Source organism: Saccharothrix sp. CB00851 (assembly GCF_001905065.1).
Classification (GTDB): Bacteria; Actinomycetota; Actinomycetes; order Mycobacteriales; family Pseudonocardiaceae; genus Actinosynnema.
This window is the reverse complement of sequence record NZ_LWLC01000039.1, coordinates 15,788-33,042: the sequence shown is the minus strand read 5'-3', so window position 1 is coordinate 33,042 and position 17,255 is coordinate 15,788. Positions and strand designations below refer to the sequence as shown.

At 71.8% G+C, this 17,255-nt stretch carries 17 protein-coding genes; 8 read left to right on the top strand and 9 right to left on the bottom strand.

All coding sequences use genetic code 11. The features are described 5' to 3' along the window. Positions 1-39: 39 nt before the first annotated feature. Both A6A25_RS32550 and A6A25_RS32545 read right to left on the bottom strand, forming a co-directional pair. Positions 40-684, bottom strand: a complete 645-nt coding sequence (locus A6A25_RS32550) for a response regulator (RefSeq protein ID WP_073896803.1) — start codon at positions 682-684, stop codon at positions 40-42. Continuing rightward, a complete protein-coding gene (locus A6A25_RS32545; RefSeq protein WP_143193554.1) occupies positions 681-1,787 on the bottom strand; it encodes a sensor histidine kinase in 1,107 nt (368 codons plus the stop codon). Before A6A25_RS32545 ends, A6A25_RS32550 begins: the two co-directional genes overlap by 4 nt. A gap of 111 nt (positions 1,788-1,898) precedes the next feature. Between A6A25_RS32545 and A6A25_RS32540 the strand changes: the two genes are divergently transcribed. The 3 genes from A6A25_RS32540 to A6A25_RS32530 all read left to right on the top strand — a co-directional run bounded on the left by A6A25_RS32540 (position 1,899) and on the right by A6A25_RS32530 (position 4,907). Then, positions 1,899-2,807 (top strand): ABC transporter ATP-binding protein, encoded by a 909-nt coding sequence (locus A6A25_RS32540; protein WP_073896800.1) that lies wholly within the window; start codon positions 1,899-1,901, stop codon positions 2,805-2,807. Between the two features lie 322 nt (positions 2,808-3,129). Continuing rightward, positions 3,130-3,897 (top strand): ABC transporter permease, encoded by a 768-nt coding sequence (locus tag A6A25_RS32535; protein WP_073896799.1) that lies wholly within the window; start codon positions 3,130-3,132, stop codon positions 3,895-3,897. 89 nt (positions 3,898-3,986) lie between these two features. Then, on the top strand, positions 3,987-4,907 hold the full coding sequence (locus A6A25_RS32530) for an aldo/keto reductase (RefSeq protein ID WP_073896867.1): 921 nt from the start codon (positions 3,987-3,989) through the stop codon (positions 4,905-4,907). A gap of 185 nt (positions 4,908-5,092) precedes the next feature. Here the strand turns inward: A6A25_RS32530 and A6A25_RS32525 are convergent, their stop codons facing one another. Beyond that, positions 5,093-5,392: a DUF6191 domain-containing protein gene (locus tag A6A25_RS32525; RefSeq protein WP_073896797.1), complete on the bottom strand. Its 300-nt coding sequence runs from the start codon at positions 5,390-5,392 to the stop codon at positions 5,093-5,095. Beyond that, a complete protein-coding gene (locus A6A25_RS32520; RefSeq protein WP_073896796.1) occupies positions 5,383-5,877 on the bottom strand; it encodes an NUDIX hydrolase in 495 nt (164 codons plus the stop codon). Before A6A25_RS32520 ends, A6A25_RS32525 begins: the two co-directional genes overlap by 10 nt. Positions 5,878-5,981: 104 nt before the next feature. Between A6A25_RS32520 and A6A25_RS32515 the strand changes: the two genes are divergently transcribed. From A6A25_RS32515 to prcA, 5 genes are all read left to right on the top strand, one after another. Then, positions 5,982-8,462 carry an FtsX-like permease family protein gene (locus tag A6A25_RS32515; RefSeq protein WP_073896794.1) on the top strand — a complete coding sequence of 827 codons (2,481 nt, stop codon included), beginning with the start codon at positions 5,982-5,984 and terminating at the stop codon, positions 8,460-8,462. Between the two features lie 52 nt (positions 8,463-8,514). Next, complete coding sequence (gene dop, locus A6A25_RS32510) at positions 8,515-10,008, top strand: depupylase/deamidase Dop (RefSeq protein WP_073896793.1); 1,494 nt, start codon at positions 8,515-8,517, stop codon at positions 10,006-10,008. A gap of 84 nt (positions 10,009-10,092) precedes the next feature. Next, positions 10,093-10,287: a ubiquitin-like protein Pup gene (locus A6A25_RS32505; protein WP_033441451.1), complete on the top strand. Its 195-nt coding sequence runs from the start codon at positions 10,093-10,095 to the stop codon at positions 10,285-10,287. A gap of 34 nt (positions 10,288-10,321) precedes the next feature. Next, positions 10,322-11,170 carry a proteasome subunit beta gene (prcB, locus tag A6A25_RS32500; protein WP_073896791.1) on the top strand — a complete coding sequence of 283 codons (849 nt, stop codon included), beginning with the start codon at positions 10,322-10,324 and terminating at the stop codon, positions 11,168-11,170. Positions 11,171-11,219: 49 nt separating this feature from the next. Continuing rightward, the gene (prcA, locus tag A6A25_RS32495) at positions 11,220-12,032 is read left to right on the top strand and encodes a proteasome subunit alpha (RefSeq protein WP_073896790.1); all 813 of its coding nucleotides are present in this window, start codon (positions 11,220-11,222) and stop codon (positions 12,030-12,032) included. Positions 12,033-12,091: 59 nt separating this feature from the next. Here prcA and A6A25_RS32490 read toward each other — a convergent pair whose 3' ends face one another. The 5 genes from A6A25_RS32490 to A6A25_RS32470 all read right to left on the bottom strand — a co-directional run bounded on the left by A6A25_RS32490 (position 12,092) and on the right by A6A25_RS32470 (position 17,063). After that, the gene (locus A6A25_RS32490) at positions 12,092-13,648 is read right to left on the bottom strand and encodes a glycerol-3-phosphate dehydrogenase/oxidase (RefSeq protein ID WP_073896788.1); all 1,557 of its coding nucleotides are present in this window, start codon (positions 13,646-13,648) and stop codon (positions 12,092-12,094) included. After that, positions 13,641-15,131, bottom strand: a complete 1,491-nt coding sequence (gene glpK, locus A6A25_RS32485) for a glycerol kinase GlpK (RefSeq protein WP_198932938.1) — start codon at positions 15,129-15,131, stop codon at positions 13,641-13,643. The genes A6A25_RS32490 and glpK overlap by 8 nt, the downstream gene beginning before the upstream one ends. Before the next feature lie 77 nt (positions 15,132-15,208). Continuing rightward, positions 15,209-15,955, bottom strand: coding sequence for an MIP/aquaporin family protein (locus tag A6A25_RS32480; protein ID WP_338013241.1), 747 nt, complete (start codon positions 15,953-15,955; stop codon positions 15,209-15,211). A 67-nt stretch (positions 15,956-16,022) separates the two neighbouring features. Beyond that, positions 16,023-16,784, bottom strand: coding sequence for an IclR family transcriptional regulator (locus A6A25_RS32475; protein ID WP_073896784.1), 762 nt, complete (start codon positions 16,782-16,784; stop codon positions 16,023-16,025). 45 nt (positions 16,785-16,829) lie between these two features. Further along, positions 16,830-17,063 carry a helix-turn-helix domain-containing protein gene (locus tag A6A25_RS32470; protein ID WP_073896782.1) on the bottom strand — a complete coding sequence of 78 codons (234 nt, stop codon included), beginning with the start codon at positions 17,061-17,063 and terminating at the stop codon, positions 16,830-16,832. Positions 17,064-17,255: the final 192 nt, after the last annotated feature.

The following is a 17,255-nucleotide window of genomic DNA, read 5'->3' as shown; positions in this document are numbered from 1 at the left end:
CCGGTCGACGCGCCGGGCGGGCTTTCCGCGTGTCGGGGGTCAGGAGCGGGCGGTGACCAGGCCGGACTCGTAGGCGGCGATCACCAGCTGCGCCCGGTCACGCGCTTGGAGCTTGTGCAGCAGGCGGCCGATGTGGGTCTTCACCGTGCCGGCCGAGAGGTGCAGTTCGCGCATGATCTCGGCGTTGGACAACCCGCGGGCGATCAGCAGCAACACGTCCTGCTCACGCTCGGTGATCCCGTCGAGGCGGATCGAGCGGGGTGTGGGCAGGCGGGTGAACTCGGCGACCAGGCGCCGCGTCACGGACGGTGACAGCAAGGCGTCGCCGGCGGCCACCACGCGGATCGCGGCCAGCAGGTCGGCCGGGGGAGTGTCCTTGAGCAGGAACCCGCTCGCGCCTGCCCGCAACGCCGAGTACACGTACTCGTCCAGGTCGAACGTGGTCAGGATCAGCACCCGTGCCGCGGCGAACGAGCTGATCTCGCGGGTGGCCGCGATCCCGTCCAGGTTCGGCATCCGGACGTCCATCAGCACCACGTCCGGCGACGTCGCCCGCACCACGGACACCGCCTCGGCGCCGTCACCGGCCTCGCCGACCACCCGCAGGTCCGGCGCCGAGTCCACGAGCACCCGGAAGCTGCCGCGCAGCAGCGCCTGGTCGTCCACGACCACCACGTCGATCACGACAGCGGCACCTCGGCGCGCACCCCGAACCCGCCACCGGCCAGCGGGCCCGCCGAGAACGTCCCGCCGTAGACCGCCACCCGTTCCCGCATCCCGATCAACCCGTGCCCTCCGCGACGACCGGCCAACACCCGTTCCCCCGGCCCGTCGTCGACCACGCGGACCTCGACCGAAGCCTCCCCGACGACGATCGACACCTCGCAGGCGGCCGGTGCGGCGTGCTTGACCACGTTGGTGACCGACTCCTGCACGATCCGGTAGACGGTCAGCCCCAGCCCGTCGGGCAGCTCGCCGGACACCGACAGGGACACGTCGACCCCGGCCAGCGACGCGCGCTTCACCAGTTCGGGCAGATCACCCATACCGGGCATGGGTGCCAGTTCGGCCTCCGCGTCCTCCGACCGCAGCACGCCCAGCAGCCGCCGCATCTCGACCAGGGTGCCTCGCGACGCCTTCTCGATCACCTCCAGCGCCTCCTGGGCCTGCTCGGGCTGCGTCGGCGCCACGTGGGCGGCGACACCGGCCTTGACCGTGATCAGGCTCAGGCTGTGCGCGACGACGTCGTGCAGCTCGCGGGCGATCCGCATGCGCTCCTCGGCGACGGCCTTCACCGACGCCTCGGCGGCCTCGCGGGCTTCGTAGGACCGGCGGAATTGGGTGGTGCGCCCCAACGCCCAGGCGGCGCACACCACCAGCGCCAGGAACACGCACAGCCCGGCGGACTCCGGCCACTTCTCGCTGAAGAGCACCACGACCCAGGCCGAGCCGAGGGCGGTGGCCAGCGCGCCCACCGCCACCCGCTGTGAGCAGGTCGAAGCCACCATGTACATGGCGAACGCCGTGGCGCTGTAGGGCTCCAGCGTGATGTGGGCGATCGTGGCGACGTTCTGCGCCGTGAGCACGATCCCGAGCGTGAGCAGGGGACGCGCGCGGCGCAGCGACAGCGGCGCGCCGACCAGCACCGCCACCGGGTACCCGAGCCACGGTGGCACGTGGTTCTGCTCGGCGAAGTCCAGGTACACCCCGACCAGCAGCACGGCGGTGGCGACGTCCAGCGCGTACAGGTAGGCCGTCGGCAGCATCCGCAGGACTCGTGACCTCACGGTCGGCACGGTAATCGGCGGGGCGGGCGGAGGCGTCGGACCACGGTCCGATGTGAAATCGCAGACCCCGGTCCGATCCGCTCCACGCCTCGCCCCGGCAAGCTCCTCCCCATGATCGAAGTGCGGGAACTGACCAAGCGCTACCGCGCCACGAGGGCCGTGGACGGCCTCTCGTTCGAGGTGAAACCCGGCTATGTCGCGGGCTTCCTCGGCCCCAACGGCGCGGGCAAGTCCACCACCATGCGGGCGATCCTCGGCCTGGACCGGCCGACCAGCGGCGAGGCGCTGGTCGACGGTCGCCGTTACGCGGGGATCCGGCGGCCGATGCACCAGGTCGGCGCCCTGCTCGACGCCGGCGCGGTGCACGGCGGCCGTTCGGCCTACGACCACCTCCGCGTGCTGGCCAGGAGCAACGGCATCAAGGACAGCCGGGTCGTCGCGACCCTGGAGCAGGTCGGCCTGGCCGGCGCGGCGAAGAGACGCGTGGGGTCGCTGTCACTGGGCATGAAGCAGCGCCTGGGTGTCGCGGCCGCACTGCTCGGCGACCCCGGCGTGCTGCTGTTCGACGAGCCGGTGAACGGCCTGGACCCGGAGGGCATCCGCTGGATCAGGCACCTGATGCGCGACCTGGCTGCGGAGGGCCGCACCGTGCTGGTGTCCAGCCACCTGATGAGCGAGATGGCCCTGACCGCCGACCGGGTGATCGTCATCGGTCGGGGCAAGCTGATCCTGGAGGCCTCCATGCAGGACCTCCAGGAGAAGTTCAAGAAGGACGTCCTGGTCCGGACGCCCTCGCCGGACGCGCTCACCACCGTCCTCACCAGTGCGGGCGCGACCACCCGCGCCGACTCGGGCGCCCTGCTGGTGCACGGCATGGACGCCCCGGACATCGCCGACCTGGCCGCCCACCACCGCATCCCGATCCACGAACTGACCCCGCGCAGCGCCTCCCTGGAGGACGCCTACCTCGAACTGACCGAGGAGAGCGTCGAGTACCGCACCAAGGAACGCATCCGATGACCGCCACCCGGCAAGCGCCGGCCCTCATCGCCCGCCTCGCGCACGGGCCGAACACCTGCGACACCGCTGCCCCGACTACGCGCCACGGGCTCCACCCCGTGCCGTATGCCTCCGGTCGGCATCGGCCGGTGCTTTTTGCCCGGTTTGTGCGTGGGCCGGATGCCTGCGACTTCGCCGCCTCGACCATGCGTCACGGGCTCCACCCCGTGCCGTATGCCTCCGGCGGACACCCACCGGCGACCCCGCGCGGCGCCTTCCCGGACTCACCACCTCGACGCACCAGCGAAGACAGCGCGGACCAGCGCAGCAAGGAGACTTTCCGATGACCGACGTCCTGAACTCCGAGTGGCTGAAGCTCCGCTCGGTCCGCTCGACCACCTACATCCTGGTCGCCATCGCCGTGTCCCTGCTCGGCGGCGCACTGGTGTCGTACCTGATGACCGCTGACTGGGACACCTCGCCGCCGGACCTCCAGCAGAAGTTCGGGGCCGCCGACCCGGGCGTGATGGTGATCCCGTTCACCCAGTTCTGCCTGGGCGTGCTGGGCGCCTTGGCGATCACCTCGGAGTACGGCAGCGGCATGATCAGAACCGCACTGGTCTCCGTGCCGCAACGCAAGGCGTACCTGCTGGCCAAGACCGTCGTGGTGGCGAGCGCGTCCCTGGTCGTGGGCCTGGCCGCGACCTTCCTCGCCTACCAGGCGGGCGAGCTGATCACCGGCGACCGCCCGGCCCCGATCTCGGCCTACACGTCGTTCACCGAGGCCCTGCCCATCCTCCTGGCGAACACCGCGTCACTGGTCCTGCTCGGGCTGCTCGGCCTGGGCCTGGGCTTCCTGCTCCGCTCCACCGCGGGCGTCCTGGTGTCCCTGTGCGCCCTGCTGTTCGTCCTGCCCTCGCTCACCCTGATCCTGCCGGCCCCCTGGAACGAGCGCGTGTACTCGGTGATGGTGCCCTCGCTCGCACCACAGCTGTCCGGCGAGGTGTCGGGCACGCCGCTGTCGCCGGTCCAAGCCGGTCTGGTGATGGTCGCCTACGTGGTGCTGGCACTCGGTGCGGGCGCTGTCGCCCTGCTGCGCCGTGACGCATGACCTTCCGCATCCGGCGTCGTGCCGGGCCCGGGTCGAGGGGGTGGTGCTGATCGGGCGGCCTTCCGGGGCCGGCGGTTACCGTGTCGGACGTGCCCGATTTCGCCCTCGGCCTGGCCGCGCTCGGCCGCCCCGCCTACATCAACCTCGGCCGCGAGCACGCGCTGCCCGATCACCGGGACGTGGACGCGATGCGTGCGCAGTGCCACGCCGTGCTGGACGCGGCCTACGCGGCGGGGGTGCGTCGGGTGGACGCGGCCCGCTCCTACGGTCGGGCGGAGGAGTTCCTGGCCCAGTGGCTGGCCACCCGTGGCCACCAGGACGTCCAGGTGTCCAGCAAGTGGGGTTACGCCTACGTCGCCGACTGGCGTCGGGACGTGGCCACGCACGAGGTGAAGGAGCACTCGGTCGAGCAGTTCACCCGGCAGTGGCGGGAGACCGAGGAACTGCTCGGGGCGCACGTCGGGCTCTACAACGTGCACTCGCTGACGTCCGACAGCCGGCTGTTCGGGGACCCCGACCTGCTCCTGGCCCTGGGCGGGCTGCGGGACTCGGGGGTCCGGCTCGGGTTCTCCACCTCAGGCCCGCACCAGGGCGAGGTGGTGCGGCGGGCTTTGGAGCTGACCGTCGAGGGGCGGCGGCTGTTCGACAGCGTCCAGTCCACCTGGAACGTCCTGGAGACCTCGGTGGGGCCGGCGCTGGCGTTCGCCAAGGAGTCCGGCGCGGAGGTCTTCGTCAAGGAAGGCGTGGCCAACGGCAGGCTGGCCGTCGACCCGCCGCCGGCCGTGCGCGAGTTGGCCGAGCGGCACGGCGTCGGCCCGGACGCCATCGCGCTGGCCGCGGTGCGCGCCCAACCGTGGGCGGACGTCGTCCTCTCCGGAGCCGCCAGCCCCGAACAACTGCACGCCAACCTGAAGGCACGGGAGGTGGGCCTGGAACCGGATGAACTCGCGGCCTGCGCCGAGCCGCCCGAGCAGTACTGGGCCACTCGGGCGTCACTGCCCTGGGAGTGACCACGCCCCCGACCGTGGCGCCCGGCTGCGGCTTGGTGAGCACCTCGATCAGGGCTGCGCCGTGACCCACCGGACGTGTCGTGCCGTAGCGGCTCGCTGTTGGTGTCGGGCGTGCGCCGTGCCGCGCCGACTCGCCGTGGGCGCCAGGCGCGTGCCCGGTGGCGCGCCGGTGTCGCGCGGGAGGGCTAAGCCGGTGAGTCGGGTGCGGGGCGGGCGAGGCGGACGTTGCCCGAATCGAGGTCGACCGGTCCGCGTGGCGGGGCGCCGGATTCCTCGTCCTCGCCCAGCATCAGCGCCACCTGGCGTTGCCGCAGCTCGATGTGCTTGCCGCCCTGGAACACGGTGGTGAACTCGTCGAACGCGGTCGCGGTCACGACCGGGTGGCCCTTGCGCCGGCGCACCGCCTGCCACACCCGCTCACCGGCGGCGAGGCCGAGCAGCAGGAGGGCGAGGCCGGGGATCGACATCGCGAAGATCATGCCCATGGGAACCACTTCCGGATCAGGGCCCGGCCGTCCGGCACGACCGGCCACCCGGGGTCCTCCGCCAAAGCCCGCACCTCGTCCAAGTCCATCCAGCCGCCCCACGCCACCTCTTCGGGCTGGTGGGTGAACGGTCCGTCGCTGCGCACGTCGTAAACGTGCGCGACGTAGCGGATGGTTCCGTCCACGAACGGCGTCCTGAACCGGAACTCCGGCACCGCCGAGATCCCCAGCTCCTCGGCCAGCTCCCGCACCGCGCACTCGTCCGGCGTCTCCCCGGCCGCCACGACGCCGCCGCACGTCGGGTCGTACAGGCCGGGGTAGACGTCCTTGCTGTCGGTGCGACGGTGCACGTACACCCGCGTCCCGTCCAGAGACCGCACGACGATCGCCGCACACGCGTGCCACAGGCCCTCCGCGCGCATCCGGGCGCGGGTCGCCGTGCCGATGGGCGTGCCGTCGGGATCCACCACCACTACGTGCTCCACGTGAAGATCCTCCCCAGGTCGTACCGACCCGTGCTACCTCGGGCCGACGCTCGCCGACGCCGCCGCTTCCTACCGTCGTGGCGTTCGCGTCACGAGGAGGAGTTGTGCCCACATCCCTGCGGCTCGCGGTCGCCGAGTTCCGCAACCGGCCCGGTCGCGCCGTGCTGCCCGGTGTCGCCCTGGTGGTCGGCGTCGCCTGCCTGCTGGCCGCCCTGATGCTCAGCGACGCGATGGTCCGCGCCACGGACGAGGGCGCGCCCGCCGTGCCCGCCGGCGTCGACCTCGTCGTCCGCCCGCCGCTCTACGGCGGCGAAGGGGTTCTCGACCAGGCGACCGCCGATCGGGTGGCGCAGGTCGCGGGGGTGACGGTGGCGCAGCCGATCCGCGAGGTCCGCGCCGACCTGCTGCTCGACGAAGGCGGCCGGGCGACCGACCGCCGGGCCACCGCCGACATCGAGCCGGACCGCGAGGACCTGCACCGCGTGCCGATCCTGGAGGGCCGCTCGCCCGGCCCGGACGGCGAGATCGCGGTCGACCGGGTCACCGCCCACGAGCACGGCCTCAAGCCGGGCGCCTCGGTGCGGCTCGCCGACGCGCAGGGCAAGCCGCTGGACGTCGTCGTCCGGGGCATCACCAAGCGCGGCTCGCTCGCCGAGGAGCCGATGATCGTGGTCGGCGAGGGCCTGGCCGCCAAGCTCGGCGGCGAGCCCCGGGTCGAGGCGATCTACGTGGTCGGCGGTGACCGGGACGCCGTCGCGCGGGCCGCGGGCGCGGGCTTCCAGGTGGACACCAGGGCGGCGATCGCGGCGGAGCCGTCGAACAACGACCTGGCGGCGGTGCTGCTGCCGTTCAGCATCCTCGCGCTGGCCACGTCCGTCTTCGTCGCCTCGGCCACCTACCGCGCCGTCTACGCGCAACGCCAGCGGCACACCGCTCTGCTGCGCTGCCTTTGCGCGCACCGAGGGCCGCTGGTCTGGGCGAACCTGCTGGAAGCGCTGCTCACCGGCGTGGTCGCGGGCCTGGTGGGCGCGGTGCTCGGCGGGTCGGTGGCGTGGCTGCTGGCCAGGCTGTTCGACGGCACCGGCCTGTCCTCGCTGCTCGGCGCGGTGGAGCTGAGCCCGTCGCTGCTGCCCACGGTCGGCCAGCTGGTGATCGGCGTCGTCACGGCGGCCACGCTCAGCGCGTTCGCCGCGGTCCGGCCCGCGCTGGCCGCCGCACGCATCTCGCCGCTCGCCGCACTGCGGACGTCCGAAGGCCAGACGCCCGACCGGGCCGTGGTGCGCCGTCGGCGGATCTTCGGCATCGCACTGGTCGTCACGGCCGCCGTCCTGGCCGCGCTCGCGGTGCTCGCCTGGGGCTCGCTGGCGGCGATCTTCCTGATCCTGTTCTCCGGCATCATCGCCGTGTTCGGCCTGTTCGGCGTTCTCGGACCGGTGGTCGTGCCCGCGTTGGGCCGGATCTTCGGCTCGGTCGCGAGCCGCTTCGGCGGCGCGCAGTGGAAGCTCGCCGCGGCCGAGGTGCGGCGGGTGCCGCAGCGGTCCGCGTCGGTGGCGATGCCGCTGCTCCTGGCCGCCGCCATGGTCACGTTCTTCGCGGTCACGGTCGGTTCGGCCCAGCGCATGGAGGACGAGTTCGCCAACGAGCCGCGGCCCGACGCAGTGGTGGCGGACTCCGGCGGGCGCGCGCTCACAGGTGCTGTCGGCGCGGCGGCCAACCGGCCCGAAGCGGCGGCCACGGTCGTGGTGCACGGCGTCGAGGCCGAGCAGTCGGACGGCGAGGGCCGCACGTTCCCGACCTGGGTCGTCGGCGCCGACCCCGAACGCCTGCGTGACTGGCTGATCAGGCAGAACGTCGACGCCAAGGACTTCGCGCCGGGCACCGTCATGCTCGACGAGTGGTACGCCGAGCGGTTCGGCGCCCAACTCGGCCGGCCGTTCACGATCGAGGGACTGCCCGGCGGGCCGCGCACCGCCACGTTCGTCGGCACGATCACCGGCTCGCTGCTGGACGACGCCGACGTGGTGCTGGCCGACCCGGACCTGGCACCCGCGTCGAAGGTGCTGGTGGCGTTCGAACCGGGCGCGGACCCGGCCGCCTACGAGGCGGGCGTGCGGTCGGCGCTGGCCGACTCGCCCACCGTTCTGGTGAAGACCAGGGCCGAGACGAACGCGCAGAACCAGCGCTACCTCGACCTGGGGATCGTGATGCTGATGGTGCTGCTGGGGCTGTCCGTCGCGGTGGCCGTGACCGGTATCGGCACGGCGTTGACGATCTCCGTGCAGGAACGGCGCAAGGAGATGGCGTTGCGGCGCGCGCTGGGCGTGACGAAGGGTGGTTTGCAAGGTGGCGTGGTGGCCGAAGCGGTGCTGTTGGCGCTGGTAGGGGTCCTGGGCGGGGGTCTGTTCGGCCTCGTCTACGCCGAGCTGGCACTGGCCGCGGTCGGGGTGTTCGCCTGGCCGACGGCAGCCGTGGCGCCGCTGCTGGTCGGCGGCACGGGAGTGGTGCTCCTGGCGGTCCTCGCGGCGTTCGGGCCGGCCCGCGGCGCGTCCCGGATCAGGCCCGCCGCCGGACTCGCGGCCGGCTGAAACGTGACCTGCGTCCGGGCGGTGTGTCGGTGGAAGGTCGTAGTCTGCGTACATGCGGCGGATCATGGGAACCGAAGTCGAGTACGGCATCTCGGTGCCGGGTGACGCGACGGCGAACCCGGTGCTCACCTCGACACAGGTCGTGCTGGCCTACGCGGCGGCCGCCGACATACCGCGGGCGCGCCGGGCGCGCTGGGACTACGAGGTCGAATCGCCGCTGCGCGACGCGCGCGGCTTCGACCTCGGCACGCCCGGCGGCCACCCCGGCGACAGCGATGTCGAGGACCTGGGCGCGGCCAACGTCATCCTCACCAACGGCGCGCGGCTCTACGTCGACCACGCGCACCCCGAGTACTCCGCGCCCGAGGTCACCAACGCGCGCGACGCGGTGATCTGGGACAAGGCGGGGGAGCGGGTGATGGAGGAGGCCGCGATGCGCGCCGCCACCGTCCCCGGCCAGCCCCGGCTGCAGCTGTACAAGAACAACGTGGACGGCAAGGGCGCCAGCTACGGCACCCACGAGAACTACCTGATGCAGCGCAGCACGCCGTTCACCGCGGTGATCGCCGGGCTCACCCCGTTCTTCGTGTCACGGCAGGTCGTGGTCGGCTCCGGCCGCGTCGGCATCGGCGCGGCGGGCGAGGAGGCCGGCTACCAGCTGTCCCAGCGCTCGGACTACATCGAGGTCGAGGTCGGCCTGGAGACCACGCTCAAGCGCGGCATCATCAACACCCGCGACGAGCCGCACGCCGACGCGGACAAGTACCGCAGGCTGCACGTCATCATCGGCGACGCGAACCTCGCCGAGTACTCCACCTACATCAAGTGCGGCTCCACGTCGCTGGTGCTCGACATGATCGAGGCCGGCCGCCGGTTCGACGACCTGCGGCTGCAGGAGCCGGTCCGGGCGGTGCACCAGATCAGCCACGACCCGACGCTCAAGACGAAGGTCGAGCTGGCCAACGGGCGCAAGTTCACCGGTTTGGACCTGCAGTTCGCCTACTACGAGCGCGCCGCGGCGTTCGTCGAGCAGGAGGGCTACGGCGACCGGGACGTGCTGCGCGTGTGGGGCGAGGTGCTCGACGCGCTGGCCCGCGACCCGCAGGAGTGCGCCGACCGCCTCGACTGGGTGGCGAAGCTGCGGTTGCTCGAAGGCTATCGCGCGCGGGACGGCCTGGCGTGGGGCTCGCCCCGGCTGTCGCTGGTCGACCTGCAGTACTCCGACGTGCGGCTGGACAAGGGCCTGTACAACCGGCTGGTGGCCCGCGGCTCGATGAAACGCCTGGTCAGCGAGGAGGAGGTGCGGGCGGCGATCCTCGCGCCGCCGGAGGACACCCGGGCGTACTTCCGCGGTCGGTGCCTGGAGCGCTACCCCACTTCGGTGGCCGCCGCGTCGTGGGATTCGGTGATCTTCGACCTCGGTCGTGAATCACTCGTCCGGATTCCCACCCTGGAACCCCTGCGCGGCACGAAAGCGCACGTCGGAGCGCTGCTGGAGGCATCCGACACGGCCGAGCAGCTGGTGGAGGCGCTCACCAGGGGCTGATCAACAGACCCGAGTGGCAGGCACCGGATGTCGTACCTGGTGGGTAGTGTTTAACTCGCAGGACCCGAAGACCGGGAGGTCGACATGGCCCAGGAACAGGTTCAGCGCCAAGGCGGCGGTGACGGCGACGAGAACGGCGACGGCGCGGCCGCGGCCGGCCAGGAGCGCCGGGAGAAGCTCGGCGAGGACGTCGACGCCATCCTCGACGAGATCGACGACGTGCTCGAGGAGAACGCCGAGGACTTCGTCCGCGCGTACGTGCAAAAGGGCGGCGAGTAAGAAGCCGCCGGCGGGACAGGAGAGAAACGCACACATGGACCACAGCTCGACCGGGCACTACCCGGCCGCGTCGTTGCCCCCGGCCTACCTCAGGCCGGGGTCGTCGTCGTTCACCGATTTCCTCCGCGCCCAGGCTCCCGAACTGCTGCCGTCGAGCCGCAAGCTGCCCGAGGGCAGCGCGGTGCAGGCTCCGCACGGCACCACCATCGTGGCCCTCACGTTCAAGGGCGGCGTGGTGATCGCGGGCGACCGGCGCGCCACGATGGGCAACGTGATCGCCCAGCGCGACATGAGGAAGGTGTTCATCACCGACGACTACTCGGCGGTGGGCATCGCGGGCACGGCGGGCATCGCGGTCGAGATCGTCCGGCTCTACGCGGTCGAGCTCCGGCACTACGAGAAGATCGAGGGCGTCTCGCTGTCGTTGGACGGCAAGGCGAACCGGCTCTCCGCGATGATCAAGGGCAACCTGGACGCCGCGCTCGCGGGCCTCGCCGTCGTGCCGCTGTTCGCGGGCTTCGACACCGCCGCGCCCGACCCGGACCGCGCGGGCCGCATCATCTCCTACGACGTGACGGGCGGGCGGTACGAGGAGTCGCAGGGCTACCAGGCCGTCGGCTCCGGCTCGCTGTTCGCGAAGTCGGCGATGAAGAAGCTCTACGACCCCGACGCGGACGCCGAGGCCGCCACCAGGACCGCGATCGAGGCGTTGTACGACGCGGCGGACGACGATTCGGGCACCGGCGGCCCGGACGTGATCCGCAAGATCTACCCGGTGGTCGTGACGATCACGGCCGAGGGCGCGGCGCACCTGTCCGACGAGCGGGCCGCCGCGCTGGCCGAGTCGGTCGTCGAGGGCCGCAAGGCCAATCCGGCGGGCTGAGCGCCGTGCCGATCCCCATCCCCATCCGCCGAGCCCGGGAGCCGCAGCAGTGACGATGCCGTTGTACGCCTCACCCGAGCAGATCCTCCGCGATCGCGCGGAGTACGCCCGGAAGGGCATCGCCCGAGGCCGGAGCGTCGTCGTGCTCCGGTACGCCGACGGCGTGCTGTTCGTGGCGGAGAACCCGTCCGCGACCCTGCACAAGGTGTCCGAGATCTACGACCGCATCGCGTTCGCCGCGGTCGGCCGCTACAGCGAGTTCGAGAACCTGCGCCAGGCGGGCATCCGGTTCGCCGACATCCGCGGCTACCAGAACGACCCGCGCGACGTCACGGGCCGCTCGCTGGCGAACGTGTACGCCCAGACCCTGGGCTCGATCTTCGCCGAGCAGATCAAGCCCCTCGAGGTGGAGATCTGCGTCGCCGAGGTCGGCACCGACCCCGAGCAGGACACCCTCTACCGCCTGACCTACGACGGCTCGATCGTGGAAGAGCCGCAGTACGTGGTGATGGGTGGCCAGGCCGAGGCGACGGGCACCGCGCTCAAGGACGCCTACACCGAAGGCCAGCCACTGGCCGACGCCGTCCGCACCGCGGTGAAGGCCCTCAGCTCCGGCAGCACCACCACCGGCAACGGCAAACCGGACCTCCTCGACCGCGGCAAGCTGGAAGTGGCGGTCCTCGAACGCTCCCGTCCACGACGTGCGTTCCGCCGCATCACCGGCGCCGCCCTCGCCGCCCTCCTCCCGGGCGACGACGCGGCACCCGCCGACGGGGCCAAGGCCGACGAACCACCCGCCAAGGGCACCAAGCGCAAGCCCGTGACGGACGTCAACCTGCCGCCGAACGACGACAAGGCATAGCGCGACGCACGCGAAAGCCCCCGGCGCACACCGGGGGCTTTCGCTTGTGGTGGCCCTGCCTATGCGATCGCCTTGGCCAGCAACCGGCCCGTGCGCTCACGCACCGACGGCGTATCGAGCCCGCGCACCACCACCGTGGTCCGCCGCCGCAGCACGTCGTCCACCTCCGTCGCCCACTCGTACCGCTGCGCGTGCGCCACCTGAGCCCAGATGTCGGGCCCGTCCGGGTGCACCCGGTCCAGCAGCGACGGGTCGTCCGACGCCAGCGCCAGCACCTCGTGGCTCACCGTCCCGTAGTGCGTGGCCAGGTGCCGCAGCACGTCATCCGGCACCAACGGCAGCTCCCGTCCCAACTGCGCCGACACCCGCTCCGGCAACGCCGCCCCGGGCAACGCCGCCGGCACGCCGTCGAACGCCCGCGACAGGTCCCGCCCCAGCGCCTCGCCGACCCGCGCCAGCACCGAAGCCCCGATCCGCCGGAACGTCGTCCACTTCCCGCCCGCCACGCTGATCATCCCGCCACGCCCGCGCGTGATCACGGTCTCGCGCTTGGCGTGGCTGGTGTCGCCGGACCCGCTGTCACCCGGACCTCTGGGCAGCACCCGCAACCCGGCGAACGCGTACGTCAACCGCGACCGGTCCAGTGCCTCGGCCGAGATGCCCACCGACGCCTCACCGAGGATCTGGTCGACATCCGCCTGCGAGCACCGGACGTCCGCCGGATCGCCCTCGTACACCTCGTCCGTCGTGCCCAGCAGCAGCTGCCCCTCCCACGGGATCGCGAACGACACCCGCACGTCGTCCACCGGGATGGTCATCGCCGCACGCCAAGGCACCTCCGTCCGCAGCACCAGATGCGCGCCCTTCGACAACCGGATGCTCGGCGCCGCCGCCGCGTCCTCCATCCGCCGCACCGAGTCCAGCCACGGCCCGGTCGCGTTGACCACCACCGACGCGTCGACCGCGAACTCACCGCCGTCGACCTTGTCCCGCAGCTCGACCCCGGTCACCAGCGAGCCGCGCTTGCGCAGCCCCACCACCTCGACGTGGTTCAGCAGCACCGCACCGGCCTCCGCCGCCGCACGTGCCGCCGTGATCGCCACCCGCGCGTCGTTCATCTGGTGGTCGTAGTACAGCGCCGCCCCGCGCAAGCCGTCCGTCCGCAGGTGCGGCACGTGCTCCACGGCCCGCCGCGCCGACAGCACCTTGCCCACGCCGTCACCGAACCCGGACAGCGCCGAGTACAGCACCACGCCCGCCCCGAGCACCGACCGCGAGTGCGGCCCACCCCGGTACACCGGCACCAGGAACGGCAGCGGCCGGACCAGGTGCGGTGCCAGGCGGTCGCCCAACGCGCGCCGCTCGGCGTGGTTCTCCCGCACCATCGGCACCGCGCCCGGCCCCATCGCCAGGTACCGCAGGCCGCCGTGCACGAGCTTGGACGACGCGCTGGACGTGGCGCCCGCGAAGTCGCCCGCCTCGACCAGCGCCACCCGCAGCCCCGACCGGGCCGCCGCCCACGTGGTGGCGATGCCCAGCGCGCCGCCGCCGATCACCACCAGGTCGAAGGCGCCGTGTCCCAGTGCTTCGCGCGCCCTGGCCCGTTGCTCACTCATCGTTGTCGTCCTCGTCGATCCAGCCGACGGTCCGCTCGACCGCCTTCTTCCACTTCCGGTAACCCTTGTCCCTGGTCCGCGCGTCCATCGTGGGCAGCCACTCGGCGGCCTTGTGCCAGTTCTCGCGCAGCGTCTCGGTGTCCGACCAGTAGCCGACCGCGAGACCGGCCGCGTAGGCCGCGCCCAGGCACGTGGTCTCGGCGACGATCGGCCGCACCACCGGCACGTCCAGCACGTCGGACAGGAAGCCCATGAGCAGGTTGTTGGCCGTCATGCCGCCGTCGACCTTCAACGTGGTCAGCTCCACGCCCGAGTCCGCGTTCATCGCGTCCACGACCTCGCGGGTCTGCCACGCGGTCGCCTCCAGGACCGCACGCGCGATGTGGCCCTTGTCGATGTAGCCGGTCAGGCCCGCGATGATGCCGCGCGCGTCGGACCGCCAGTGCGGCGCGAACAGGCCGGAGAACGCGGGCACGAAGTACGCGCCGCCGTTGTCCTCGACCGACCGGGCCAGCGTCTCGATCTCGGGTGCGCTGCCGATGAGCCCCATCTTGTCCCGGAACCACTGCACCAGCGCGCCGGTCACCGCGATCGCACCCTCCAGCGCGTACGCGGCCGGCTGGTCGCCGATCTTGTAGCCGACCGTGGTGAGCAGGCCGTTCTCCGAGACGACCGGCTTGTCGCCGGTGTTGACCAGCAGGAAGCTGCCGGTGCCGTAGGTGCACTTGCCCTCGCCGGGCGAGTAGCAGGTCTGGCCGAACAGCGCCGCCTGCTGGTCGCCGAGCGCGGACGCCACCGGGACGCCCTCCAGCGTGCCGGTCGCGGTGCCGTAGACCTCGGCGGACGAGCGGATCTCCGGCAGCATCGCCTTGGGCACGCCGATCGCGTCGACCAGCTCGTCGTCCCAGTCCAGCGTCTCCAGGTTCATCAGCATGGTGCGGCTGGCGTTGGTGACGTCGGTGACGTGGCGGCCGGTGAGCTTCCAGATCAGCCAGGTGTCCATGGTGCCGAACAGCACCTCGCCGCGCTCGGCCCGCTCCCGCAGGCCGTCGACGTGGTCGAGCAGCCAGCGGACCTTCGGCCCGGAGAAGTAGGTGGCCAGCGGCAGGCCGCACTTGTCCCGGAACCGGTTCTGCTCGCCCAGCTCCTTGACCAGCTGGTCGGTGCGCGTGTCCTGCCAGACGATCGCGTTGTGCACGGGCTTGCCGGTGGCCTTGTCCCACACCAGCGTGGTCTCGCGCTGGTTGGTGATGCCGACGGCGGCCAGGTCGTGCACGGTCAGCGACGCCTTCTGCAGGGCGCCGTGCACGACGTCGAGCACGTTGGCCCAGATCTCCTCGGCGTCGTGCTCGACCCAGCCCGGCTTGGGGAAGATCTGCCGGTGCTCCTTCTGCGCCACGGACACGATCGCGCCACCGTGGTCGAAGACGATGCACCTCGACGACGTGGTGCCCTGGTCGATTGCGGCGATGTAGGTGCTCACGATGGACGCTCCTCGGTAGACGGCGGTGTCGGTAGGGGGAGGTGTCGGGTGGACGGCGGTGCCAGTAGACGGCGATGTCAGTAGACGGCGATGTCGACGAGCCCGGCCAATGCTCCGCCCAGCAGCGGACCGACCACGGGGATCCAGGCGTAGCCCCAGTCCGATCCACCCTTTCCGGGGATCGGCAGGACGGCGTGCGCGAGCCGCGGGCCGAGGTCGCGCGCGGGGTTGATGGCGTAGCCGGTCGGCCCGCCCAGCGACATGCCGATGCCGACCACCAGCAGGGCCACGATCAGCACGCCGGTGCCCGAGGTCTCCAGGCCCTTGGTCTGACCGGTCGCCAGGATGACGAACACCAGCACGAACGTGGCGATGACCTCAGTGGTCAGGTTCTGCGCGCGGTGGCGGACCTCGGGACCCGTGGCGAAGACGCCGAGCACTTCGCCGGTGTTGGCCCGGAACTGGCCGAGGTAGGCGAGGTAGCACAGGACCGCGCCGGTGAACGCACCGAGAAGTTGCGCGCCCACGTACAGCGGGACGGTGCTCCAGTCGCCGTTGTGGATCGCCAGGCCGACGGTCACGGCCGGGTTGAGGTGCGCGCCGGACAGCGGTGCGACCGCGTAGGCGCCCGCGAGCACCGCGAACCCCCAGCCGAACGTGATCACCACCCAGCCCGCGCCGTTCGACTTCGACTTCGCCAACACCACGCCCGCGACGACGCCGTTGCCGAGCAGCAACAGCAGTGCGGTGCCAAGGAACTCACCGATGAAGATCGACTGGTTGGTCATCCGCGCGCCCTCTCTGGCCTGAATGCCGTTCGACAATGTCGTACGGTGCGCGTGAATCCTGTGCCGCCGCTCACAAGATGTCAACCCTCCTGAGACGCCTACGTCACCAGGGGATGGCGCCGAGCTCGCGCGAGATGGACCGCGCGGCCTCGCGGACGTAGGACACGAGATCAGTGCGCGGCTGCTTGTGCTCGTCGCACAGCCGCTCGACGGGCCCGGAGATCCCGACCGCGCCCACGGTCACCGCCCGCCGGTCCCGGATGGGCGCGGCCAGTGACACCTCGCCGTCGACCAGCTCCTCGATGTCCGACGCCCAACCGCGCTGCCTGACCTGCTCCAACGCATCGCCGAGCAGGTCGAGGTCGGTGATCGTGGCGGCCGTGTACGCCTTGAGCGGTTCCTCGTCGGTGAGACCCACGGGGTCGTCGGCGAGCAGGACCTTGCCCAACGCGCTGGCGTGCGAGGGGAGCAACGCGCCGACTTCGAGCACCTGGCGCGAGTTGTCCGGGCGGAACACGTGGTGCACGACCAGGACCTGGTTCTCGTGCAGGGTGCCGATGCGGACGCTCTCCATGCTGCGCGAGGCCAGCGAGTCCGACCAGTTCAGCGCGCGGGTGCGCAGCTCGTTGCCGTCGAGGTAGCTGCTGCCGATGTGGAACAGCGCCGCGCCGAGCTGGTACTTGCCCGTGTCCGGCGACTGCTCCACGAACCCGACCAGCTGCAACGTGCGCAGGATGCCGTGCACGGTCGGTTTGGGCAGCTCAAGGGCTCGGGCGAGTTCCGCGACCCCCATCCGCCGCGCACCACTGGCCAGCAGCCGCAACACCGCGGCTGCCCGTTCGATGGACTGGATGGGACCGGGCACGAGATCACTCTAGCGCCTGCCCGTTCGACCATGTCGAACCTGCGGTCAGCGGCGGTGTGGCGCCAGCCCGAGCAGGCCGCGGCAGTCGGGCGGCATGTCGATGCCGTCGGCGATCCGCTCGATGGTGTCCAGCGTGGGCAGCCGCCGCCCGCGCATGTACTCGCTGATCCGGCTTTGCGTGATGCCGGTGACGCCCGCCAGGTCGTTCTGGCTGCACCCGGCGTAGCGCCTGATCAGGACCAACAGGGTCGCGATGTCCCGCTCGCGCAGCGCGGCCACGAACCAAGGTGCAGATCTGGGACTGCAACGGCTGGGCGAACCAAACCTGGTACAAGCCGTGACACCGCGACACCGGTGAGGACCCGGGGCCGTCCCGCGCGGGGGCGGCCCCGGGGTGCGTCACAGGTCCAGCGACCAGGTCTGCGCCTCGACGTCGCGGCCGAACAGCCGCTTCGGGTCGCTCTTCTCGAT